Annotated in this window: 18 protein-coding genes and 3 pseudogenes; 6 read left to right on the forward strand and 15 right to left on the reverse strand. The window is 71.1% G+C overall.

The genetic code is table 11. The features are described 5' to 3' along the window. The first annotated feature begins 131 nt into the window (after positions 1-131). A complete protein-coding gene (locus QM809_RS00445; RefSeq protein ID WP_415043888.1) occupies positions 132-902 on the forward strand; it encodes an SDR family oxidoreductase in 771 nt (256 codons plus the stop codon). Positions 903-1,251: 349 nt separating this feature from the next. Here QM809_RS00445 and rpmF read toward each other — a convergent pair whose 3' ends face one another. After that, positions 1,252-1,425 (reverse strand): 50S ribosomal protein L32, encoded by a 174-nt coding sequence (gene rpmF / locus QM809_RS00450; protein ID WP_105941485.1) that lies wholly within the window; start codon positions 1,423-1,425, stop codon positions 1,252-1,254. A 198-nt stretch (positions 1,426-1,623) separates the two neighbouring features. Between rpmF and QM809_RS00455 the strand changes: the two genes are divergently transcribed. Next, a complete protein-coding gene (locus QM809_RS00455) occupies positions 1,624-2,556 on the forward strand; it encodes an AEC family transporter (RefSeq protein ID WP_415043889.1) in 933 nt (310 codons plus the stop codon). Between the two features lie 571 nt (positions 2,557-3,127). Here QM809_RS00455 and QM809_RS00460 read toward each other — a convergent pair. From QM809_RS00460 to QM809_RS00495, 8 genes and pseudogenes are all read right to left on the reverse strand, one after another. Continuing rightward, positions 3,128-3,796, reverse strand: a complete 669-nt coding sequence (locus QM809_RS00460; RefSeq protein WP_415043890.1) for a DUF1707 SHOCT-like domain-containing protein — start codon at positions 3,794-3,796, stop codon at positions 3,128-3,130. Positions 3,797-4,232: 436 nt separating this feature from the next. After that, positions 4,233-6,222: pseudogene (locus QM809_RS00465) on the reverse strand (VWA domain-containing protein). Next, positions 6,222-7,661, reverse strand: coding sequence for a sigma 54-interacting transcriptional regulator (locus tag QM809_RS00470; protein ID WP_415043891.1), 1,440 nt, complete (start codon positions 7,659-7,661; stop codon positions 6,222-6,224). Before QM809_RS00470 ends, QM809_RS00465 begins: the two are co-directional and overlap by 1 nt. 153 nt (positions 7,662-7,814) lie before the next feature. Further along, positions 7,815-10,211 (reverse strand): protein kinase domain-containing protein, encoded by a 2,397-nt coding sequence (locus QM809_RS00475; protein ID WP_415043892.1) that lies wholly within the window; start codon positions 10,209-10,211, stop codon positions 7,815-7,817. A gap of 202 nt (positions 10,212-10,413) precedes the next feature. Continuing rightward, complete coding sequence (locus QM809_RS00480; protein WP_415047138.1) at positions 10,414-10,761, reverse strand: hypothetical protein; 348 nt, start codon at positions 10,759-10,761, stop codon at positions 10,414-10,416. Positions 10,762-10,782: 21 nt separating this feature from the next. Then, positions 10,783-11,258 (reverse strand): annotated as a pseudogene (locus QM809_RS00485) (ATP-binding cassette domain-containing protein); the annotation flags it as partial. Continuing rightward, positions 11,236-12,324, reverse strand: a complete 1,089-nt coding sequence (locus QM809_RS00490; protein ID WP_415043893.1) for an ABC transporter substrate-binding protein — start codon at positions 12,322-12,324, stop codon at positions 11,236-11,238. The pseudogene QM809_RS00485 and the gene QM809_RS00490, both read right to left, overlap by 23 nt. Before the next feature lie 5 nt (positions 12,325-12,329). Further along, positions 12,330-13,211, reverse strand: coding sequence for an ABC transporter permease (locus QM809_RS00495; RefSeq protein ID WP_415046975.1), 882 nt, complete (start codon positions 13,209-13,211; stop codon positions 12,330-12,332). Positions 13,212-13,358: 147 nt separating this feature from the next. On the opposite strand from QM809_RS00495, the gene QM809_RS00500 reads away from it, so the two are divergent. Further along, positions 13,359-13,880, forward strand: a complete 522-nt coding sequence (locus QM809_RS00500) for an NUDIX hydrolase (protein ID WP_415043894.1) — start codon at positions 13,359-13,361, stop codon at positions 13,878-13,880. 16 nt (positions 13,881-13,896) lie between these two features. On the opposite strand, the gene QM809_RS00505 is transcribed toward QM809_RS00500, so the two are convergent. Continuing rightward, positions 13,897-14,280, reverse strand: a complete 384-nt coding sequence (locus QM809_RS00505) for a YchJ family protein (protein ID WP_415043895.1) — start codon at positions 14,278-14,280, stop codon at positions 13,897-13,899. A gap of 90 nt (positions 14,281-14,370) precedes the next feature. Here QM809_RS00505 and QM809_RS00510 point away from each other — a divergent pair, with 90 nt between their 5' ends. From QM809_RS00510 to QM809_RS00520, 3 genes are read left to right on the forward strand one after another with little or no spacing between them, the layout of a single operon-like run. Then, positions 14,371-14,757, forward strand: coding sequence for a GntR family transcriptional regulator (locus tag QM809_RS00510; RefSeq protein WP_415043896.1), 387 nt, complete (start codon positions 14,371-14,373; stop codon positions 14,755-14,757). Continuing rightward, positions 14,754-15,686 (forward strand): ATP-binding cassette domain-containing protein, encoded by a 933-nt coding sequence (locus QM809_RS00515; RefSeq protein WP_415043897.1) that lies wholly within the window; start codon positions 14,754-14,756, stop codon positions 15,684-15,686. Before QM809_RS00510 ends, QM809_RS00515 begins: the two co-directional genes overlap by 4 nt. Continuing rightward, positions 15,683-16,387: a hypothetical protein gene (locus tag QM809_RS00520; protein ID WP_415043898.1), complete on the forward strand. Its 705-nt coding sequence runs from the start codon at positions 15,683-15,685 to the stop codon at positions 16,385-16,387. The genes QM809_RS00515 and QM809_RS00520 overlap by 4 nt, the downstream gene beginning before the upstream one ends. A 319-nt stretch (positions 16,388-16,706) precedes the next feature. Here the strand turns inward: QM809_RS00520 and QM809_RS00525 are convergent. The 5 genes and pseudogenes from QM809_RS00525 to QM809_RS00545 all read right to left on the reverse strand — a co-directional run bounded on the left by QM809_RS00525 (position 16,707) and on the right by QM809_RS00545 (position 23,063). Next, positions 16,707-17,452 (reverse strand): annotated as a pseudogene (locus QM809_RS00525) (sulfite exporter TauE/SafE family protein). Positions 17,453-17,807: 355 nt separating this feature from the next. Continuing rightward, the gene (gene purH, locus QM809_RS00530; protein WP_415043899.1) at positions 17,808-19,370 is read right to left on the reverse strand and encodes a bifunctional phosphoribosylaminoimidazolecarboxamide formyltransferase/IMP cyclohydrolase; all 1,563 of its coding nucleotides are present in this window, start codon (positions 19,368-19,370) and stop codon (positions 17,808-17,810) included. After that, entirely contained in the window at positions 19,367-19,987 is a 621-nt protein-coding gene (purN, locus tag QM809_RS00535) for a phosphoribosylglycinamide formyltransferase (RefSeq protein ID WP_415043900.1), read from the reverse strand. The genes purH and purN overlap by 4 nt, the downstream gene beginning before the upstream one ends. A gap of 9 nt (positions 19,988-19,996) precedes the next feature. Beyond that, positions 19,997-21,517: a DUF6350 family protein gene (locus QM809_RS00540; protein WP_415043901.1), complete on the reverse strand. Its 1,521-nt coding sequence runs from the start codon at positions 21,515-21,517 to the stop codon at positions 19,997-19,999. A gap of 181 nt (positions 21,518-21,698) precedes the next feature. Beyond that, positions 21,699-23,063 carry a DUF5336 domain-containing protein gene (locus tag QM809_RS00545; RefSeq protein WP_415043902.1) on the reverse strand — a complete coding sequence of 455 codons (1,365 nt, stop codon included), beginning with the start codon at positions 23,061-23,063 and terminating at the stop codon, positions 21,699-21,701. Positions 23,064-23,075 lie beyond the last annotated feature (12 nt).

A 23,075-nucleotide genomic window follows, 5' to 3' on the forward strand; every position in this document is an offset into this window, starting at 1 on the left:
GCCGCCGGTCACCGGATCTCGTCTGCGGTCACTTGCGTCGGCTCACGGATCGTGAGTACGTTACTGATCAGTAGAGTTAGGAGATGCTTATCTCCTCGACGACACCCCGAACGAGCGGAGAACACCCCGACATGCCTTCCATCTTCATCTCCGGCGGCGCCGCCGGAATCGGCCTGGCCACCGCGAAGCGCTTCGCACAAGACGGCTGGACCGTCGGCATCTACGACGTGAGCGACGAGGCCCTCGCCGCGGTGAAGGCGGAGCACCCCGAGTTCATCACCGGCAAGCTCGACGTCCGGGACCCGCAGCAGTGGGCCGACGCCCTCGCCGACTTCACCACGCACACCGGCGGCACCCTCGACGTCCTCGACAACAACGCGGGCATCCTGATCGCCGGCGACGTCGTCGACATCACCCCCGAGGCCATCAAGGCCCAGATCGACATCGACGCCCTGGGTGTCGCCCTCGGTGCCCAGGCCGCCCACCCGTACCTGAAGGCCACCCCCGGCGCACACCTGGTGAACATCGCCTCGGCGTCGGCCATCTACGGCCAGCCCGGTATCGCCGTGTACAGCGCCACCAAGTTCTTCGTCGGCGGCTTCACCGAGGCGCTGGAACTGGAATGGCAGTCCGACGACATCCGCGTGGTCTCCATCTGGCCGCTGTGGGCCAAGACCGCCCTCGCCGACAACGACGCCAAGTCCACCCAGACCCTGGGCGTCCGGCTCACCGCCGACGACGTCGCCGAGAAGGTCTGGGAGTCGGTCCACCCGAACAAGATCGACCGCCTGACCGGTCGCACCAGCTACTCCGTCGGCGTCCAGACCACCGTCCTGAACAACGCCGCCAAGTTCGTGCCGAACAGCGTGAGCCGCCTGATCAACAAGGTCGTGTCGCAGTAGGACACCGCTCTCGCGCGAGCCGTGCCCGAACGCCTCCCCGGCGGCGTTCGCGCACGGCTCGTCGCATCTCCGCCGCCCCCTGAGCCCGCCCGACAGTCCAACGACACCCTTTCCGATGCCTGTAACGGACCGAGGTGCCGGCCGAGGGGCGCCGTCGATGTCGGCCGTTGCGAAATACCGGGCCACGAGGGCATATTTCCCTCGTGGCCCGGTATTTCGCAACGGCCGACCACAGCGCGGTGGCCTGCGACCCCGCAGCAGAACATCCGGTCAGACGAAAGGGCCGTGACCGACACGGATGTCGGTCACGGCCCTTTCAGGTGTCACGCGGGCGCGGCGGCCCGGGAGATCAGCGGCGGTCGAGGTCGACCAGGCCCAGGCGTGCGGCCTTGACCAGACGACGCGGGATCCGCTGGCTCACGCCGTTGATCTTCTCTTCCTGCAGGGGGGCGTTCTCCGCCTTCCACTGCGAACGACGAGCGCGGGTGTTGGCCCGCGACATCCGGCGCTTGGGTACTGCCATGATTCAGCCCTTCTCTGCTTGATCTATCTCCGTGCGCGAGTGGGGTTCGGCTTCACCGATCCGGCCGACTCGCGGCCAAGTCTCGCAGCGATGCCGCGCTCGGACGCGGCACACAACCAGAACAGACTAACGTTCCGACCGCCGAAACCGCAAACACGGATTCCGCTCCAGGCGGGAACGCTCGCTAGACTCCCCTGCGTGTCAGGCGTCGTCTCCGGTTTCACGGTCATCTTCATCGTGGTGGCGATCGGCTACGTCCTCGGCCGGACCCGAACGCTCGGCGAGCACGCCGTCTCGGTCCTGGCCCGGCTGGTGTTCTTCGTGTGCACCCCCGCGCTGATGATCACCTCGCTCTCCAGCAACGACCTCTCGGTGGTGTTCTCCCCCACCCTCGCCGTCGCGGCGATCAGCGCGGTGACCGTGGGCGCGGTCCACTTCGCGACGGTGCGCCTGGTGTGGCGCCGGGCGGTGCCCGAAGCCGTGATCGGCGCGCTCTCGTCGTCGTACGTCAACAGCGTGAACCTGGGCCTGCCCATCGCGATCTTCGTGCTCGACGACGCGTCGTTCATCGCGCCGCTGCTGCTGTTCCAGATCATGATCTACTCGCCGTTCGCGCTGGCGGCGCTGGATCTGACGGCGCTCGACGCCCGGGAACGCGGCTCGCTGTGGCGCACCGTCGGCACGCCGTTGAGCAATCCGATCGTCATCGGCGGGCTGATCGGGCTGGCGCTGTCGCTCGCTGGACTGCACCTGCCGCAGGCGGTGTTCTCCCCGCTCGACATGCTCGGTAAGGCGTCGGTGCCGCTCGCCCTGCTGACCTTCGGGTTGTCGCTGACCGGCGTCAAGGTGTTCACCAAGGGCGTCACCCCGCGCCGCGACATCGCGCTGGCCTCGGTGCTCAAGATGACGCTGATGCCCGCGCTCTCGTACCTCCTGGCGCGCTTCGGCTTCGGCATGTCCGGGGAGGCGCTGTTCGCGCAGGTGGTGATCGCGGCGCTCCCGACCGCGCAGAACGTGCTGGTGTACGCGACGCGGTACGGGCGAGGCGAGGTGCTCGCGCGCGACTCCGCGCTGATCACGACGGTGGCGTCGATCCCGGTGATCGCGGTCCTGGCGCTGGTACTGACGTAGCGGCGGGCGTCGGCCCGCTGACGCCGAGTCACCGCCCCAGCCCGGTGACACCGCCCCAACCCGGCGGCGTCGCTTCCCTGGCCCGGCGGTGACGGTGGCACCCCTGCCGGGCGTGTCGCGTATCGTCTTCCGTGTCGCGGCCCCTCCATGACGCGCGACATGGAGGAGGACACGCGACACGCCGCACCATCGAACCCGCCGGCAGACGCCGCCCCGGCGGCTGAACCCGGCAGAGGCACGACGCGACGACGCCGGGGTCGAAGCCCGCCCCGGCGAGGCTTCGACACGTGCCGCTCACTCCGTTCGCGCCCCGGCTCAGCCGACGGACAGGACCGGCCAGAGAGCACGGACCGATCCGGACACCGACACGCGCGGCGTCCCCCGCCCCGCGTGTCGCGGCTCCTCTTCCATGTCGCGGCTCCTCCATGGCACGCGACATGGAAGACGGCACGCGACACGCCACGACCGGATCGCCGCCGGCGCACCGGTCCGAGCCGCCGACCCGACGCCGGCGGGCTGACGATCAGTCGAGGAGACGGCCAGTCGGGGAGACGATCAATTGAGGAGACTGTCAGTTGGGGAGACGGGGACCGTCGTGCTCGCCTCGCGCCTTGCGCTCGGTGTCCACGCCGCCCATCAGCGCGAAACCCCGGATGACGATGCGCGGGGCACCCGCGCGCCCCGGGCCCGCGGCCCGCCCGGAGAACCCGCCCATGATGCCCGAACCGTGCGCCTCGACGGTCACGTCGGACGGCACGACGATCCTGATCCCGCCCATGATCGCCGTGCACGAGATCTCCAGCACCGGCGCGGTGAACTCCACCTCGCGGAGGTCGATCTCCACCCCGCCCATGAACGCGAACGCGCGCAGACTGCTGCCCACCACGGCACCGCCGCTGATCTCGCTGCCGGAGAGGATCGCGACCGCGCGAGTCACCGGGGCGGCACCGCTCACGCTGACCCGGGTCTCGTTGAGCGCCACCTCCGCGACGGCACCGGTGAGACGGTCCATCGGGAGGTCGACGCAGAGGGCGTCGAGCTCGGCCAGGGTGACGGCGGCGAGCGCGGTCCCCGCCCGGTCGGTGTACTCCTCCGGGGTCAGCGCGCCGACGCTCATCGCCGCGGACAGGAAGGCGTGGGCCTCCTCGCGGTCGGCGTTCGAGGCGCGGATCGCGGCGCGCTGCTCGTTTCCGATCGGCGCCGGGTAGTACTTGCCGTGCTGCGGTTCGGAGGAGGTCACTCGGCCAGTGTAGGCGGGATGTGGTCTCGACTCCGCTCGACCAGCGAGGGGTACTCGACCGGGGAGGGAGCGCTCGACCGGGGAGAGAGTACTCAACCGGCGAAGGAGTACTCGACCGGGGAGGGAGTACTCGACCGGCAAGGGAGCTCGACCAGCGAGGGAGACCACGCGACCGGGGAGAGTGGTGGCCGCCGGGGGATCGCTCGCTTTCGCTGATCGAGCGGAGTCGAGATCTCCGGTCGAGACGGGAGTGTGGTCTCGACTTCGCTCGACCATCGAAGAGGAACTCGACCATCGAGGAGGAGCTCGACCATTGAGGAGGAACTCGACGAACGAAGGGGGCTCGACCGGCACAGGGAGGCTCGACCGGCGAGGAGGCAGCAGACGGTCGCGTGGCGAGGAGCGGAGCCGCCCGACCCGCACGGAGCCGGGCGCGTCAGCCTCGACGGGTGCGCAGGTAGTCGCTCACCACCGCGGCGCCGAGGCCGTCGAGATCCGGGCTCACCACGCGGCCGCCGACCCGGCGGGCGATCCGGTCGACGAACCGGACCAGCCCGGGGTCGTCGCCCAGCTGGAAGAACGTGATCTGGGTGCCCATCCGTGCCAGGTGGTCGAGTTCGCGGACGGTGAGGCCGAGGGTCTGCGGGTGCGGCGGATAGAAGAAGAACGCCTCGCCGTCGGGTTCCAGGTGCGCCGTGGGCTCGCCGTCGGTCACCACCAGCAGCACCGGCTGTGCGTTCGGGAAACGACGCAGATGCCGCTGCGCCAGCAGCAGCGCGTGGTGCAGGTTGGTGCCCTGCTCCATCCGCGGTTCCAGGCCGGTCAACTCGGCGACGGTGGTGTCGCGGGCGTGCCGGCCGAACTCGATCAGGTGCAGCTCGTCGGACCGGAAACGCGTCGAGATCAGCTGGTTGAGCGCCAGCGCGGTGCGCTTCATCGGGGTCCAGCGCCCCTCCATCACCATCGAGAACGACGTGTCCACCAGCAGCACGACGGCGGAGGCGTCGCGCGCCTCGGTGTCGGTCACCTCGACGTCGTCCATCTCGATGCGGACCCCGCGGGCGGCCATGTCGGCGACGGCCGCGGAACCGCTCGACGCCGCGGCGACGGTGCGCAGGACCGAGTTGGTGACGGTCCGCGTCACGTCCCACGGCTCGGTGTCCCCGTACGACCACTCGCGGGTGGCGCCCGTCGGTTCCCCGAGTCGCCCCGCGACGTCGGAGCGTCGTTCACCGGCGCGGCCGGAGAGCTGCCCGGCGATGTCGCGCAGGATCGACTGCCCCAGCCGGCGCATGGCCTTGGGCGAGAGCCCGAGTGAACCGTCGGGTCGACGCTGGAAGAAACCCTGGTCGCGGAGCACGCGGTCGAGTTCGGCGAGGGTGCGCGCATCGGCGGCGGCCTCGTCGCCGAGTTGCCGGGCCAGGGCGTCCAGGTCGATGTCCTCCAGTTGCGCGCCCGCATAACCCTGGGACAGCTGTTCGGCGAGTTCTTCCAGCTCACCGATGTCGCGGAGGGCCGCGGCGCCCTCCCCCAGGCCCATCGGCCGGTCGCCGGAGAACCGCTGTCCGCCGTCCCAGTCGAGGTCGGGCCGGGCCGCGCGCAGCGCCGCGTCCATCTGCGCGAGCTGGTCCATCAGTTCGGGCGAGCCGAACGCCTGCTGCGAGAGCTCGGCCAGTTCGGCCTGCTGCTCCGGGGTGAGGGAGTTGAAGAACTGCTGGGCCGCGGCCGACCGCCGGGCCAGCGCGTCGATCAGCTCGTCGACGTCCTGCGGGTCCTCCGGGAAGTGTTCACCGTGGGCGTCCATGAACTCGGCGAACCGCTCGGCGGTGTCGTCGCCGCGGTTGTGGGCGGCGAGGAGGTCGTTGAGGTCGGCGAGCATCCGCGCGATCCGCTCGCGATCCTGCTCGGAGGCCCCCTTCGAGCGCCTGCTTCATGCCGGCGAACCGCTGGTCCAGGACCTCGCGGCCGAGCAGGTCGGAGATCTGCCGGTACTTCTCGCGCGCGGCGGCGCTGCGCCAGTCGTAGTCGGCCAGTTCGCGGACGGCCTGCCCGGTGGACGAGGGCAGGTTGCCGATCCGGAGTTCGGCGAAGCGGGCGTCGTCATCGAGGTCCCGGGCGAGCTGTTTGCGTTCGGCCAGGACGGCGTCGTCGAGCAGCTTCCGGATCTCGGCGAACGTGCCGTCGAGGTTGCGTGAGGTCAGCAGTTCCCGGCGTCTGCGGTTGGCCGCCTCGGCGAGCCGGTCGAGGCCGCGGGTGCCGCGCCCTCCGGTCCGCAGGAACTCCCGGAGGGCGCGTTCGGGTGAGACCCCCGACATCACGTCGTCGCCGATGGCGCTCAACGCCTCCCGCAGATCCACCGGCGGGGCCAGCGGATCGGGTCCGCCGGAGTACCGGCGGTACCGGGAGCGATGGTGGCGGGCGGTCATCAGTCCGCGTCCGGGCTCTCGGCGCGGTAGACGGTGCGTCCGCGCTCGTCGGGTTCCTTCCCGATCCGGCGCGCCAGGAACAGGCCTTCCAGCGCGAATTCGAGAGCGCTGGCGCGCTCGGCCTCGGCGACGTCGAGCTGCGCGGCGAGAGCGTCGAGCGTCTCGGTGATCGCCGTGTCGTCGCCCAGTGCGGCGATCACCTCGGCGGCGGGGACGCGGTCGCCGGTGAGCACCTCGCCCTCTTCCAGCCGCGCCACCAGCGGACGCAGATCGAGCCCGCCGAGATGTTCGCGGACGGCGTCGGCGGTCGCCTTGCGCAGCAGGTATTCGAGGATCTCCAGTTCGCGTCCCTCCTCACCGGATTCGAACTCGACCTTGCCGCGCAGCACCTCCACCACCGATTCCAGGTCGACGGGCCGGGCGACGGCGATCTCCTCGCCGGTCACCGCGGCCCGGTGCAGCGCCGCGGCGGCGACGGTCTCGGCGCCGGCGATGGAGAACCGGGCGGAGACGCCCGAACGCTGGTCGATCGACGGATGCTCGCGCAGGTAGCGGGTGAAGCGGGCCAGCACCTCGACGAGGAAGGTCGGGACGGTCGCGACCAGGTCGGCCTCCTGCTCGATGACGCCCACCTCGTCGTCGAGGTCGAGCGGATAGTGGGTGCGGATCTCGGCGCCGAAGCGGTCCTTGAGCGGGGTGATGATGCGGCCGCGGTTGGTGTAGTCCTCCGGGTTTGCGCTGGCCATGACCAGCACGTCCAGCGGGAGCCGGAGGTTGTAGCCGCGGACCTGGATGTCGCGCTCCTCCATCACGTTGAGCATCGCGACCTGGATGCGTTCGGCCAGGTCGGGCAGCTCGTTGATGACGATGAGGCCGCGGTGCGCCCGCGGGATGAGACCGAAGTGGATGGTCTCCGGGTCGCCGAGGCTGCGGCCCTGGGCCACCTTCATCGGGTCGACGTCGCCGACCAGGTCGGCCACCGAGGTGTCGGGGGTGGCGAGTTTCTCGCTGTACCGCTCGCTGCGGTGCCGCCAGGCGACGGGCAGGTCGTCGCCGAGTTCGGCGGCCCGGCGGAGCGATTCGGGGAGGATCGGCGCGTACGGGTGCTCGTCGAGTTCGGAGCCCGCGATCACCGGGGTCCACTCGTCGAGGAGGTTCGCCAGGGTGCGCAGCAGCCGGGTCTTGCCCTGTCCGCGCTCACCGAGCAGCACCACGTCGTGCCCGGCGATCAGGGCGCGTTCGAATTGCGGGATCACCGTCTCGTCGAAGCCGACGATCCCCCGCCACGGGTCGTCGCCCGCTCGCAGTGCGGTCAGCAGGTTGTGTCGGATCTCGTCACGGACGTCACGTCGCACGTGCCCGGAGGCACGCAGCGCGCCGACGGTCGCGGGGCTCGGGGCGGTGGTCTTCTCGGTGTTCTGCGCAGTCTCGGATGCCACACGGCCACGCTACTCGCCTCGTGACGATCGGGGCCGACGTCGAGGTCGCGCCCGGCCGTCGTCCAGTCGCGGCCGTCGTGCCAGTCGCGACCGTCGCCGGGGAGCGGAGTGCGGCGGGGCGACGGTCGACCGGGGGGGATCCGGGAACGACGATCAGTCGGGCAGGATCGTCCGCTGCGGAGTGGTCTCGCCCACGCTGTTCTCCTGGGAGCTGAGCGAGCCCCAGCAGAACAGTTCACCGTCCTTCTGCAGCACGCAGGCACCGCTGCGTCCCTGCTTCATCGCGACCACGTTCGCCACCCCGGTCACCTTGGTCGGCTCCTTCACCGGATCGCGATCGCTCTTGGTGCCGTTGCCGGTCTGACCGCTGCCGTTGTAGCCCCAGCAGTAGACGTCGCCGACCTTGTCGGTGATGCAGGCGGTGGTGACGTCGGTGGCGATGTCGACCGGATCCTTGGCGCCGCTCACCAGCTGCGGGACGTCCGAGTTCGACGACCCGTCGACGGCGTAGCCCCAGCAGTAGGCCTTGCCGTCGGCGACGGCACAGGTGGTGATCTCGTTGTCGAGTTCGCTCGGCCGACGATCCGCACTTCCGACGTTGCTCTGTCCGACGCTCACCGCGGTGACGTTCTTCAACGCGCTCACCTTGACCGGAGCGTTCGGCCGCTCCTTGCTGCCGTTGCCGATCTGCCCGGAGCCGCTGTTACCCCAGCAGTACAGTTCACCGCCCTCGACGATCGCGCAGACCGTGCCGCCGGCGGTGCTGAGAGTCTTCGGCACGGCGGGCAGGTTCACCTTCACCGGAGTCTTCTGCGGATCGACGGGTGCGCCGCCGAGCGCACCGTGCCGTCCGTAGCCCCAGCAGTAGACGCCGCGCTCGGCATCGCCGTCCTTCTTCGCGATGGCGCAGGTGACGCCGAAATCGTTCGCCACCGCGACCGCGTCGGTCAGGCCGGGCACCTGGAACGGCGAGTACCGGTTCGAGTCGCCGCTGTCGCCGACCTGGCCGAAGGCGTTGGCGCCCCAGCAGTAGACGTGACCGGATGCCGTCGCACAGGTGCTGGTCACGTAGTTCTGATCGGTGTCTCTGGTGTAGCCGCCGACGCTCACCGACGTGACGTTCTCCAGTCCGGGTACCTCCGTCGGGGTGCGGACCGGCGACGTGTTGCCCAGACCCAGCTGGCCGGTGTTGTTGACACCCCAGCAGTAGAGCTTCTTCTCCGCGATCACACAGGTGGTCGCACCCGTGCGGTCGATCTGCAACGACGGCTGCGCGAGGGCCGGGTCCACCGGCTCGGCACCCGACGGCCACCACAGCGGCGCGGTGCCGCCGACCAGCGCGAGCACGGCCAGCACCGCCGCGAGCACGATCCACTTGACCTTCGACGACTTCTTCGGCGGCGCCTGCTGCGGCGGAATCGCGCCGAACTGGGCGGGCACACCGCCCTGCGTGTACGGCATGGTGCCCGGCTGCGGACCGGTCGGCGGCCCGAACTGCCCGCTCGGCGGACCGAACTGCGGCTGACCGAATCCGCCGCTCGGCGGACCGAACTGGGGCTGCCCGTACGGCGGCGGCACGTTCGGCATCGATGCCGGTCCCGACCCGAACACCGGGGTCCCCGGCTGACTCGGGTTCGACGGATGGCCCGGGTTCGAGGGATGGCCCGGGTTCGACGGGCGACCCGGCTCGGATCCGAACCCGGGCTGACTCGGATCGGACGGCGGCGGACCGGCCGGTATCCGGGCGATCGTCGTCGCGGTCCCCGCCGGCGTCTGCCGCAACGCCCGATCGAACTCCGCGGCGAAAGCCGAACAGCTCGGATAACGCGCCGCCGGATCCTTGGCCATCGCCCGTTCGAGCACCTGCGCCACCGGCCCCAACGACGGCACCGATGCCGCGATCGAGGGCACCGGCTGCTGGACATGCGCCATCATCACCGCCGACGAGGTGTCCCCCGGATACGGCGCCTTACCCGTCAGCAGCTGAAACACCGTGCACGCCAGCGAGTACTGGTCGCTGCGGGCGTCGGCGGGCTTGCCGCCGATCACCTCGGGCGCGGTGTACGCCATCGTGCCCACCAGCGAGTTCGCCGCCGTCAACTGCGGCGAGTCGGCCAGCTTGGCGATGCCGAAATCCAACACCGTCGCACGTCCCAACGAACCGTCGTCGTTCCGTGCGACGACGATGTTGCCCGGTTTGATGTCCCGGTGCACCACACCGCGGGCGTGCGCGTAATCGAGGGCGTCGCCCACCTGCGTGAGCACCCCGCCCACATCGGCCGGAGTCAACTGCGTCGACGACAGATCCGACCCCTGCAGATACGACATCGTGAACCACGGCCGATCGTCATCGATCCCGTGCGCGAAGATCGTGATGATGCTCGGATGGTCCAACGACGCCGCCGTCCGCGCCTCGTTCGAGAACCGCTCGGCGAACTCCCGATTCGACGACCCGCCGACCGACACCACCTTCATCGCCTCACGACGATGCACATGCGGGTTCTCCACGAGGTACACCTCGCCCATCCCGCCGCTGCCGACCAGCGCCACGACTTCATACCCTGCGATCTCAGTGCCAGGTGCAGCAGGCAAGATTCCCCCAGACGTCCCCGTAATGTGTGTGCGAAGCGTCACTGATCATACGCATCGCCCCGTCGCCCACCGTCGTACGGCCGCGTCGAGAGCACCCGTCTCCACATCGCCGCAGGTCCGTTTCGTCCGTTCCCGCGATCCGCCGACCGGGCCGCCGGGGTCAGGACGACGCCGTCGCCGCCCGTTCGGCACCGGCCGCCTCCGCCTTCACGACGGCGGACACCTCGGTGCGCAGGCGCAGGAACTCCGGTGCCGCGCGCAGCTCGTCCGGTCCGACCCCGGTGCGGGGCAGCGGCGACCGCAGATCCGCGGCGATCCGGCCCGGACGCCCGCTGAGCACCACGATCCGCGAACCGAGATAGGCCGCCTCCTCGGGACTGTGCGTGACGAACACCGTCGTCCGTCCGGATTCGGCGCTCACCTGCCGCACGTCGTCCTGCAACCGCTCCCGGGTGAGGGCGTCGAGGGCCGCGAAGGGCTCGTCCATCAGCAGCAGGGAGGTGGGCACCGCCAGCGCCCGGGCGATCGCGACGCGCTGCTGCTGCCCGCCGGAGACCTCCCAATGCGCCGGTCCCCGATGCCGTGCAGTCCGACCCGTTCCAGCAGCTCGTCGGCCCGCTCGGTCCGCTCGGCACGCGGCACCCCCGCGTACTTCAGGGCGAGTACGACGTTCCCGCGCACCGTCTGCCAGGGGAAGAGTCTCGGCTGCTGGAACACCACGCCCGAGCTGCGGCCGGGGACCGGCGCGGCGTCGTCGACGGTGACCGTTCCCGCGGTGGGCGGCTCGAATCCCGCGATCAACCGCAGCAGCGTTGACTTGCCGCAGCCCGACGGGCCCGCGAGGACCACGAACTCCCCCGCCGGGACCTGCAGGTCGACGGGTCCGAGAGCGGCGACCCGCCCGGCGCCCGCACCGTACTCGCGCACCGCCCCGGTGATCGTCAGGGCCCCGGCCTTCGCGGCCGGTCCGGCCGCCGCGCGGTCAGTCGACGTCGGCGAAGACACCGGGCAGTCCCTTCGTGTAGAGCCCGTCGGCGAAGACCCGGGCGTCCGGGACGGACGGGATCTGGTTCTGGGCCCGCAGGAACTCGGCGGTGGACGCCAGGATGCGCGCCAGATCGCCCGGAGCGTCCTGCGTGCCGAGCCACCGAGGCGAGGCGATCTCCGCGGGGGTCAGGAACACCGCCTGCTTCAACTGGTCGGCGGCCTCCTCCTTCGAGACGCCCGCCTGACCGGCGATCGCGGCGGCCGCGGCGTCGGGATCGGACCTGATCAGATTCACCGCGCGGGCCTGTGCCTTGCGCCAGGCGTCGACCGCGTCCGGGTGCTGCCGCGCGAACTCCGTCGAGACGACGGCGAGATCGGCCGTCGCCTTGCCGCGTTCGGCCAGCGCACGGCTGGAGATCAGCTGCTTGCCGCCGGCGGCGCGCAGCTCGGCGAGGGTCGGGAGCCAGGTGTAGACCGCGTCGACGTCGCCGCGCTGCCAGGCCGCGAGCGAGGCCTGCGGCTGCAGGTCCACCAGCTTCACCGACGATGCATCGAGGCCGACGTCGCCGAGTGCGGCGAGCAGGCTGTAGTGCGCGGTGGAGGCGAAGGCCGTGGCGATCCGCTTGCCCCGCAGATCGGCGAGGGTCTCGATCCCGGTGCCCGGCCGGGCGACGAGCGCCTCGTTGTCGCCGAGCACGGTGAGCGGGAAGGCCACCTGATACGGGATCCGGAGCGGATCGGACAGACCGCGCGCCACCGGGCTCGATCCGAGCGTGCCGAAGTCGAGTTCCTTCGCCACGAAGGCGGTGTTGACGTCGGCGCCGGAGTCGAACTTGGTCCACTTGATGTTGTAGCCGGGCAGCGCATCCTCGAGCCATCGGTCGTTCTTGACGATCAGGTCGCCGCTGACCAGGGTCTGGTAGGCGATCCGGATCGTCGGCTTGGACGAGTCCTCGGCGGCGCCCACCGAGCAGCCGGTGGCGACCGCCAGGACGCCGACCAGGGCCAGGAGTGTCGATGCCACCGATCTGCGGAGACCGCGGCGGGTGTGCGTCGTCCGCGGGGACGTCGTGCGTGGGGACATGGGGATCAGGCCTTTCCGCGCCAGGGGACGGCGCGTGTCTCGGCCGCGCGGAGCACGGCATCGATGATCAGTCCGGACAGCCCGATGGCGACGATGCCGACGAGCACGGCCGGAGTGTTGTTGTAGTTCGAGGCGTCCTTCACCACGCCGCCGATACCGGGGATGCCGTTGAAGAGCTCGGCCGCGACCACCGACGAATAGGCGATGCCCACCGACAGCCGGACACCGGTGAAGGTCTCCGGCAGCGCCGCCGGGAACACGACGTCGCGCAGCACGTCCCAGCGTGAACCGCCCAGCGCCCGCGCGGCCTCCACCAGCGGCACCGGCGTCGACGCGACCGCCGCCGTGGTGGCCACCGCGGCGGGCGGCAGCGCCGCGAGCGCCAGCAGCGTGATCTTCGGGGCCTCGTCGATGCCGAGCCAGATCACCAGCAGGAAGAAGTAGGCCAGCGGCGGGAGCGCCCGGAGGAAGGTGAGCCAGGGTTCCAGCACCCGGCGCACCCACGGGACCGACCCCATCGCCACCCCCAGCGCCACCCCGGCGAGCACGCCGACCGTCACACCGAGGAAGACCCGGCGGAGCGTCATGTAGAGGTGCTCCCACAGCAGGTAGTCGCCGTAGCCGCGGACGCCGTCGTGCGTGGTGGACATGTCCACGAAGGCCGCCCAGATCTTGCCGAGCGGGGGCACGAAGGTCTCCGACCAGATGCCGGAGACCGCCGCCGACTGCCAGAGTCCGAGGAACACCAGCACCGACAGCAGCGGCAGCGCCACGGCCCGGCCGGCCCGGCGCCACCGGGGTCGTCGTCCACGGGGAGGCGCGCCCCCGTCGTCGTACCGCGTGGCGCCGGTCGACGCGGCACGGCCGAGAGCCGAGGTGTTGATCAGTGAGGTCACCCGGTGATTTCTACGGGTCCGCAGTCGTCGGGCCCAGGCTTGCGCTCAGCGTGCTTCCAACCCGGTTCCGGATTCGCCGAGCCGCCCGGAACCGGGCATGATCGCGCGTACGAGCGATGCGCGGGTTACGGTGGCGACGTGCCGATTCCCGAGTTCATCACCGCCCTCCGCTCCCGGGTCGGCACGGATCTGCTGTGGCTGACCGGCGTCACGGCGATCGTGCTGCACGAGGTGGACGGACGCGAACACCTCCTGCTCGGCCGCCGCGCCGACACCGGCGAATGGGCGGCCGTGTACGGCATCCTGGAACCCGGCGAACAGCCCGCCGTCGCCGCGCTCCGCGAGGTGGTCGAGGAGACCGGCGTCCGGGCCCGGATCGTCGGACTGGCCTCGGTGACCTCGGGCCGGGACGTGGTGGTCTATCCCAACGGAGACCGGGCGCAGTACCTGGACCTGACCTTCCTCTGTGTCCCCGACCTGGCGGCCGACCCCGATCCGGTCGCCGCGGCCCGCGTCGGCGACGACGAGTCCCTGGCCGTGGGCTGGTTCCCGCTCGACGCGCTCCCGTCCCCGCTCTGCACCTCGACCGTCGAACGCCTGGGTCGGGCCCTCGACTTCCGTGCCGATCCGGGCGCGGGACCGTACTTCGTCCGCCCCTGAACCTCGGGTGCGCGGGTCAGGACACGTCGCCGTCGACGTAGTACCAGCGACCGTCCTCCCGGACGAAACGACTCCGTTCACGCAGCTCTCCCCGCCCGGCCGGCGTGCGGTAGACGGCGGTGAACTCAACGATGCCGTCGGTGTCGAACGGCCCTCCGCCGGAGGCTGATTCGACGGTCAGGTGCAGCCACCGCTGCTCCGGGTCCAGTTCGATCGACGACGGCCGCGTGCTCGGGTGCCAGGTGTCGGAGAGGTACTCCGGATCACCGAGCGCGAAGGCCGTGTAGCGGCTGCGCATCAGCGCCTGCGCGGTGGGCGCCGCCGCACCGTCGAGATGGCGGCCGCAGCATTGCGCCAGGGTCTCGCCACTGCGACACGGGCATCGCTGGTCCGAGGTCATCTCGTCACCGTACCGAGCCCGCCGACCGTTGACACGCCGCCCTCCGAGTGCAATGGTTAATTAGTCAAGTAACTAACCAAAGGGGCCGACATGCTCGACGAAGGACGGGCCCTCTTCCAGCAGATCGCCGACCACGTGGCCGACTCGATCGTCGACGGCACGCTCGGCGAGGAGACCCGCGCACCGTCGACCAACGAGCTCGCCGCGTTCTACCGGGTCAACCCGGCGACCGCCGCCAAGGGCGTCAACCAGCTGGTCGACAGGGGCGTGCTCTACAAACGCCGCGGCATTGGGATGTTCGTCGCCGCCGGAGCCCGCGATCTGCTGCGCCGCGAACGCCGGGAGACCTTCGCCGTCCGCTACCTCGATCCCCTGCTCGCCGAGGCCGCCCGCCTCGGACTGGGCCCGCAGGACGTGATCGACCTGATCCACCGCCGCCGCCCCGACGGCGACTCCACCGCAGAGGAGCAGTCATGACCGCACCGAACCCCGCCCCCGCCGAACCGGCCGTCCGGGTCCGGCAGCTGACCAAACGCTACGGCGACAAGACGGTGCTCGACGCCGTCGACTTCGACGTCCCGCGGAACGTGATCTGCGGCCTGTTCGGCCGCAACGGCTCGGGCAAGACCACCATCATGTCGATCGTCACCGCGCAGAACTTCGCCGACTCCGGCCGCGTCGAGGTGTTCGGCGAACAGCCGTACGAGAACCCCGGGGTGCTGCAGCGGATGTGCTTCGTCCGGGAGAGTCAGAAGTACCCCGACGACGCCAAGCCCCGGCACGCCTTCGCCATCGCCAAGCTCTTCCACCCGAACTGGGACGACGCCCTGGCCGAACGCCTGATCGACGATTTCCGGCTCCCGGTGAACACCCGGATCAAGAAGCTCTCGCGCGGCCAGCTCTCGGCGGTCGGCGTGATCATCGGCCTGGCCGCCCGCGCCGAGGTGACCTTCTTCGACGAGCCCTACCTGGGTCTGGACGCCGTCGCGCGGCAGATCTTCTACGACCGCCTGCTCGCCGACTACGCCGAGCACCCCCGCACCGTCGTCCTCTCCAGCCACCTGATCGACGAGGTCTCGAACCTCATCGAACGGGTCCTGGTGGTCGACGACGAGCACATCGTGATCGACGAGTCCGTCGACGAGCTGCGCGGTCGGGCGTTCAGCGTCGTCGGCGCCGCGACCGCCGTCGACGAGTTCGTCGCCGGGCGGGAGGAACTGCACCGCGAACGCCTCGGGCCGGTCGCCTCGGTCACCGTGCTCGGCACCCTGTCCGACGACGACGACGAGCGCCGCCTCGCCGCCGCGGGCCTGTCCACCGCGCCGGTCTCGCTGCAGGAGCTGATCGTGCGCCTGACCCAGCACTCCGCCGCCTCTTCGAGCCTCGAGAACGGAGCACTCCGATGAACCGCACCGCCAACGTCGTCCGCATGCAGCTGGTGAACCGGCAGACGTTCCTCTGGCTGCCGCTGATCATCCTGGGGTCGTCGTTCGCGATCACGCTCGCGGTCTACGGGATCATCCTCTTCTCCGCGGACGGCGCGATCGACGAACCGATGTACAGCGGCGGCGTCCAGGCCCCGCTCTGGTACTTCCTCGTGGTCGGAATCCAGGCGATGAGCCTCACGTTCCCGTTCTCCCAGGCCATGAGCGTCACCCGCCGCGAGTTCTTCCAGGGCACCGTGCTGACCGCCGTCGGGACGTCGCTGATCCTCGCCGTCACCGTCCTGGTCGGCGGCCTGATCGAGCAGGCGACCGACGGCTGGGGGTTCGACGGCTACTTCTTCCGGCTGCCGTGGATCTGGGAGCACGGGCCGGCCGCCGCCGCGCTCCTCTACTTCTCGACCGCCCTGCTGGCGTTCCTCCTGGGGTTCCTCGGCTCGGTGATCTACAAGCGTTTCGGCCTGCTCTGGGTGCTGGTGGCGATCATCGGTCTGCTGGTGCTCCTGGTGATCGCGGCCTTCGTGATCTCGGCGACCCACGCGTGGTCGTCCGTCGGGCGGCTGCTGCTCGACGCCGAAGCCCCCTTCGTGGCGCTGATCGCCCTGGGCGTCGGGGCCGTGGCCGCGGGACTGAGCTACCTGGCACTGCGCCGCGCCATCCCCTAGACGATCGATTCCCGGTGTGCGCGCTCAGGGCGTGGAGACTCCTCGATGATCGAGGCTCCCCCCGGTGATCGAAGCTCCCCCGGTGATCGAAGTCCTCTCGGTGATCGAGGTCCTCTCGGTGATCGAGCGGAGTCGAGATCCCCGATCAGCGCGAAGAACCGCCCCTCCGGGCCCAGGGTGCCCGGCATCCCGACCTCGATCGAGCATCCTCGGCTGAGGGTGCTCGATCGAGGCGAAGGGTGCCCGGCACCCCGACCAGGGGGCGGTCTTCCCCTGGAGCGGCCGGAGGACGACTCCCGGTGTTCGGCACCGGCGGCGCTCAACCGAACGCGAGCCACCCGGCCATGCCGAGACCGCCCAGGGCGATGCCGATCCGGAGCGGGGTCGCCGGCAGCCGCGCCACGGTCGGCGGGCCCGCGACACCGCCGACGAAGCAGCCGACCCCCATCGCGAGCGCCGCACCCCAGTGCACGTCGGAGAAGACCACGAAGGCGATCGCCGAGACGAGGTTCGCGACACCGAACAGCGCCGACTTGAGCAGCGCCGCCTTCCACAGCGGGATGGTCGAGAGGATCATCGCGAGGGCCATGAACATCACGCCGGCGCCCGCCCCGAAATAACCGCTGTAGACCGACACCGCGAACACCCCGACCAGCCACCAGGCCGGATGGTTCGCGTGGTCGCCGACGCGCTCTGCAGCGTCGGCTGCAGCAGCAGGGCGAGCGAGGCGAGCACCACCAGGAACGGCACCACCGAGGCGAACACCTCGTCGGGCGTGAGCAGCAGGATCGCGGCGCCCGCCGCGCCGCCGAGCGCGGCGACCGCCGCCGACCGGCCCAGCGAGCGACCCTCGTCGTCGTGAAGCAGCACCCGGCCCGACTTGGCGAAGCTGCCCATGCCGACCGCGACCATCGCGACGGTGTTGGTGACGTTCGCCGTCACCGGCGGCAGGCCCACCGCGAGCAGCGCCGGATAGCTGACGACCGACGCCAACCCGGTCACGTAACCGGCCAGCCCCGCACCGAAACCCGCGACGAGCAGGAGCGCGTAGTCGGCGAGCGTCATGCGGGCACCTCGATTCGGGCGGGTCGGTCGGATACGGGCACGGCGAAGCGGGCGGTCTCGGCCGGTCGAGAGGGGTGATCTCGACTTCGCTCGATCAGCGAGGAAAGGACTCGACCGACGAGAGACCCCTCCTCCTCGATGCTCGAGCCCTTCTCCTCGACGGCCGAGCGCTCTTCCTCGGAGATCAAGCACTCACCCTCGGAGATCGAGCACTCTTCCTCGGAGATCGAGCACTCATCCTCGCTGATCGAGCGAAGTCGAGATCACCGACCATCGGAGACCGCCGGACCGGATGCGCGCAGCGGATCGGCGCGCTGGGCGAGCCGATCCGCTGCGGAGTCCTGCGGGAGGAAGGTCAGTGCGCGAAGTGGCGGGCGCCGGTGAAGTACATCGTGATGCCCGCGGCCTGGGCGGCCTCGATCACCTCGTTGTCGCGCACGGAGCCGCCGGGCTGGACCACGGCGCGCACACCGGCGTCGATCAGCACCTGGAGACCGTCCGGGAACGGGAAGAACGCGTCCGACGACGCCACCGAGCCCGCGGCGCGGACACCGGCGCGCTGGACGGCGAGGTGCGCCGAGTCGACCCGGTTCACCTGGCCCATGCCGACGCCGACCGAGGCGCCGTCGTGCGCGAGCAGGATCGCGTTGGACTTGACCGATCGGCCCGCCCGCCACGCGAACTCCAGGTCGGCGAGAGTGGCCTCGTCGGCCGCCTCACCGGAGGCCAGAGTCCAGTTGGCGGGGTCGTCGCCCTCGGCGTCGATCACGTCGCGGGCCTGGATCAGCACGCCCCCGGACACCGGGCGCAGCTCCTGCGCGGCCTCGGCGGGCGGTGCCGCGACCAGCAGACGCAGGTTCTTCTTGCGGGTGAGCACCTCGAGCGCGCCGTCGGCGAAGCCCGGGGCGATGATCACCTCGGTGAAGATCTCGGCGACCTGCTCGGCCATCTCGACGCTGATCTCGCGGTTGGCCGCGATCACGCCGCCGTACGCGGAGACCGGATCGCAGGCGTGCGCCTTGCGGTGCGCCTCGGCGATGTCCGCGCCCACCGCGATGCCGCACGGGTTGGCGTGCTTGATGATCGCGACGGCGGGTTCGGCGAAGTCGTACGCGGCACGCCACGCGGCGTCGCCGTCGGTGTAGTTGTTGAACGACATCTCCTTGCCGCCCAGCTGCTCGGCCTGCGCCAGCCCCGGAGCGCCCGCGTCGTTCACGTACAGGGCGGCGGGCTGGTGCGGGTTCTCGCCGTAGCGGAGCACCGCCGAACGCTGCCAGGTGGCCCCGGCCCAGACCGGGAAGGCGTCGTCGGACGGGGCGACGACGCCGGTCATCCACGAGGCGACGGCGACGTCGTAGTCGGCGGTGTGCCGGAAGGCCTTGGCCGCGAGGGCCTTGCGCTCGGCGAGGTCGAAGCCTCCCCCGGCGACGGCTTCGGCGACGGCGCCGTAGTCGGACGGGTCCACGACGACGGCCACCGACGGGTGGTTCTTGGCGGCGGCGCGCACCATCGAGGGGCCGCCGATGTCGATCTGCTCGACGCACTCGTCGGGCGAGGCGCCCGAGGCGACGGTCTGGGTGAACGGGTACAGGTTCACGCACACCAGCTCGAAGGGCTTGATCTCCAGCTCGTCGAGCTGGCGCAGGTGATCGTCCTTGCGGGTGTCGGCGAGCACGCCGGCGTGCACGCGCGGGTGCAGCGTCTTGACGCGGCCCTCCAGGCATTCGGGGAACCCGGTCAGTTCGCTGACCTCGGTCACCGGCACGCCCGCGGCGGCGATGGTCTTGGCGGTGGAACCGGTCGAGGTGATCTCCACCCCGGCCGCGTGCAGCGCGGTGGCGAGTTCGGTCAGGCCGGTCTTGTCGTAGACACTGATCAGGGCACGCCGGATGGGCCGGCGATCGGCGGGTGCGTTCACGGGATGTATGCCTTTCGTCCATCGGTGACCACACCGCGGGCCACCACGGCCTCCACCACACTCGGGAGGAGGTCGCGTTCGGTGATCTTGATTCGTTCGTGCAGGGATTCGACGGTGTCGTCGGGCAGGACCTCGACCACGCCCTGCGCCAGGATCGGCCCGGTGTCGACGCCGCCGTCCACCAGGTGGACGGTGCACCCGGTCACCTTGACGCCGTAGTCGAGCGCATCGGCCACGCCGTGCGCACCGGGGAACGCGGGCAGCAGCGCCGGATGCGAGTTGATCACCCGCTCGGCGAAGGCGTCGAGGAAGGCCGGTCCGAGGATCTTCATGAAGCCCGCGGTCACCACCCAGGCCGGCGCGTGCGCCGACACCCGATCGGTGAGCGCACGATCCCACTCGGCCCGGTCCGCGTACTCCGACAGCGCGCAGACGATCACCGGAATCCCCTGTTCACGGGCGATCTCGGCGGCCCGGCAGTCGCGATCGACGGCCACCGCCACGACGTCGTACGACGATGTGTCGGCCACGGAAACCGCCAGGATCGAGGCCAGCAGCGACCCGGTCCCGGAGGCGAGCACGACGACGGGCGTACGGGTTCCGGCGGGGCTGCTCACACCAAGAGATTAGTTCGGGCCGGTCGGCGACCCGCGGCCGGGGCCCGCCGCCGGGAAGTCCGGGTCGCCGTCGCGCACGACGGGGAGCTCGGTGGTCGCCTCCGTGTCGGCATCGAGGCCGGCGGACGCCCGGTCGACGGTGTCGGGATCGTCGGAGGACTCGGGTTCGACGTCGAGGTCCGCCGCCGGATCCGGGTCTGCGTCGGCATCGGGGTCGTCGTCCGGGTCGAGGGCGTCGTCCGGGTCGAGGGCGTCGTCGGCGTCGGGATCGACGGTCTCCGGGCCGGCGGACTCCTCGTCCTGTTCCAGCAGCTCGTCCAGGTCGAAACCGACGTCGGGTTCGTGGTGCAGGCGCCGCACCGCCGGGGTGAGCTGGTAGATCCCGGCGACCAGCGCGCCGGTCACCAGGATCCAGGTGAAGCCGTACACCCCGGCGAGCGGCGCGTTGACGCCCACCCGGCCGAGTTCGCCCGCGGGTCCGCCCGCCATCGCGCACGCGAGCACCACGAGCGCCGCGCACGTCGCGGCGGCGACGGCGACAGCCCGCAGATGGTTCACGACGTCGACGCTGCGGCAGTACCAGCCGACCAGCACACCGACCGCGACCGGGAACACGAAGACGAGCCCGCCGATGCCGCCGAGGCCCGTCTCCGGAAGCACCCCCAGGATCGGCAGCGGCGGCACCGTGCCGGCGTGCACCGCGAAGGCGTCGACCGTGGCGGTCCCGGCCTGGGCCGTGGCGCCGACCGAGATCCCGAGCGCACCGAGCACCGTGTTCGGCAGGTAGAAGACGGAGAGCGCGGTGAGACCGAGGTACCCGTCGAACGCGTTCCCGCCGGCGATGAGCTCGCCGACGCGCGCCCACTTGGCGACCAGTCCGACGGCCACCAGCACCGCCCCGCCGGCGGCCAGCCCGAGGAACGCGAGACCGCCGGCCCGGGCACCGACCCGGTCGGTGACCGGGAACTCGTAGGTGTCGAACACCGGCTGCAGGCAGCGGCGCCCCACCCCGATCCCCACGCCGATCCCCTGCACCAGCAGGGTGTAGCCGAAGGCCGGGAGCGGCGCGGTCTGACCGATCGAGGAGACCGCCGATCCGTCGGCCACCACGGCCAGTGCGAGTGCGGTCCACAGCAGCGGACCGGCCAGCGCGGCACCGGCGATGGTGGCGACCTCCTGCAGGTGGTCCACCTCGCGGGTGGCGCGCGCGGTGACCACCGCGACCGCCCACATCACGGCGAGCGTCGGCAGCAGCGGCAGCACTCCGACGGTCACGCCGCCGACGGTGAGCGGCACCTGATTCACCACCAGCCACGCCGCGCCGACCTGTGCCGCGAGGCCGCCGAAGGCGCCCCCGGCCAGCGCCTTGGTGAGCGCCACGACCACCGTCAGGATCGCGGTGGTCACCGCGGGCACCAGCGCCGCGACTTTCAGCAGGCCCCAGGTGGCCGCGCGGTGGTGCTCGTCGTCGCGCTGCGACATCCGCCCCTGTCGGAGGCGGGTGACGAGCGAATCGGTGGTGGAAGACATCCCTTCGAGAGTGACACGAGAGGCGGCCGCCTCGCCACCGGCACGCCCGGAGGGTCGGCCGGAGACCTCGCCGCGGCCCCGGGACTCCCGGCCGCACGAGAGACGGCGCCGCCGCCCCGGCGTCGGAACCGGAGCGGCGGCGCCGCAGAGATCTCACTGCCGGGGAGCCCCGGCTCAGCGACTACTTGTCGTCGCGCCGGCCGTCGGCGTTCTCGGCACGGTGGGACGCCCCGAAGACCGTGGTCTCCGAGCCGTCGCCCATGTTCGTGGTGTCGATGATGCTGGTCTCCGAGCCCTCGGCCGGCGCGCCGGAGGCGCCGCCGAAGGCGGCGGGATCCGCACCCGCGCCGGTGCCGCCCGCGGTCCCGTACGGCGACGACCCGTACGAGGGCGAGGCGCCGTAGGACGACGTGGCCGCCGAGGGATCACCGAACGGCGACGGGGTCGACGGAGACGAGGACGCCTCGCCGAACGGCGAGGGAACCGACGGCGACGAGGTGGTGGGCGACGAGGCGGACGACGACGCGTCACCGAACGGCGACGGGGTGGACGGAGACGACGGATCGCCGTACGACGGCGCCGCATGCGCACCCGCGGACTGGCCGTAACCCGGCGCGACCGAATGGGATCCCGTCCCCTGGGCTCCCATCCCCTGCGCTCCGGTCGCCTGGGCACCGGTCGAGGACGGATCGCCGTAGGAGTACCCGGTGGTCGCCGGAGCCGCGGCGGCCGAAGCGCCGGGCGCCGCCGCACCCGCCACGGCCTGCTCGGCCGTCGACGCCGTGGCATCGGCGCCCGGAGCCACCTTGATCCTGCCGCCCTCGATCAGCAGCCACAGGATCGACGCGAGCGCCGAGAGGATCGCGACGACCAGCAGGAGGATCGCACCCATGCCGGCGCTGACCTCGATGGTCACCTCGTCACCGAACAGCGCGGTGCCGGCCTCCTCGCCGTGACCGGTCGCGAAGGTGAAGACGGTGGCGACCGCCCCGACGGTGCTCAGCGCGAACACGCCGCCCACCGCCCACTTCTCCCGGCCGAGGACGAGCGTCGACAGCGCCAGCACACCGGCGACGGCCAGCAGCGCCCACGGCACCGCGTACGCGGATTCGAGGATCTTGCCCGCCGTGTAGCTGATCTCGCGGGGGTTGCCGAACAGCGACTGCCCGGTGATGGTGAACTCGGCCGTGGTGAGGAAACCGCAGAGCAGCGTGAGGACGCCGAGTCCGCCGATCACGAACGAGAGGAGCTGGCCGGTGTTGGCCGGGAGCCCCTGCGACGGCGGTTTCGGCGCCTGCTGCGGAGCCCCGTACTGCGGCTGCCCGTACTGCTGCGCGGCGCCCGGGTCGCCGGCCTGCTGACCCGCGCCGTACTGGGCCCCGTATTGCGGCTGGCCGTACTGCTGGCCTGCCCCGTACTGCGAGCCCGCGCCGTACTGAGCACCGGCGCCGTACTGCGGCTGGCCGTACTGGCCCGCCCCGTACTGCGGTTGGCCCTGGCCGGAGTCGCCCTGCCCGTAGTTGGGGCCCGACGGCGGATACGTCATCAAGAATCTCCT

It is taken from the genome of Gordonia sp. (in: high G+C Gram-positive bacteria), from assembly GCF_047600385.1.
Taxonomy (GTDB): Bacteria; Actinomycetota; Actinomycetes; order Mycobacteriales; family Mycobacteriaceae; genus Gordonia.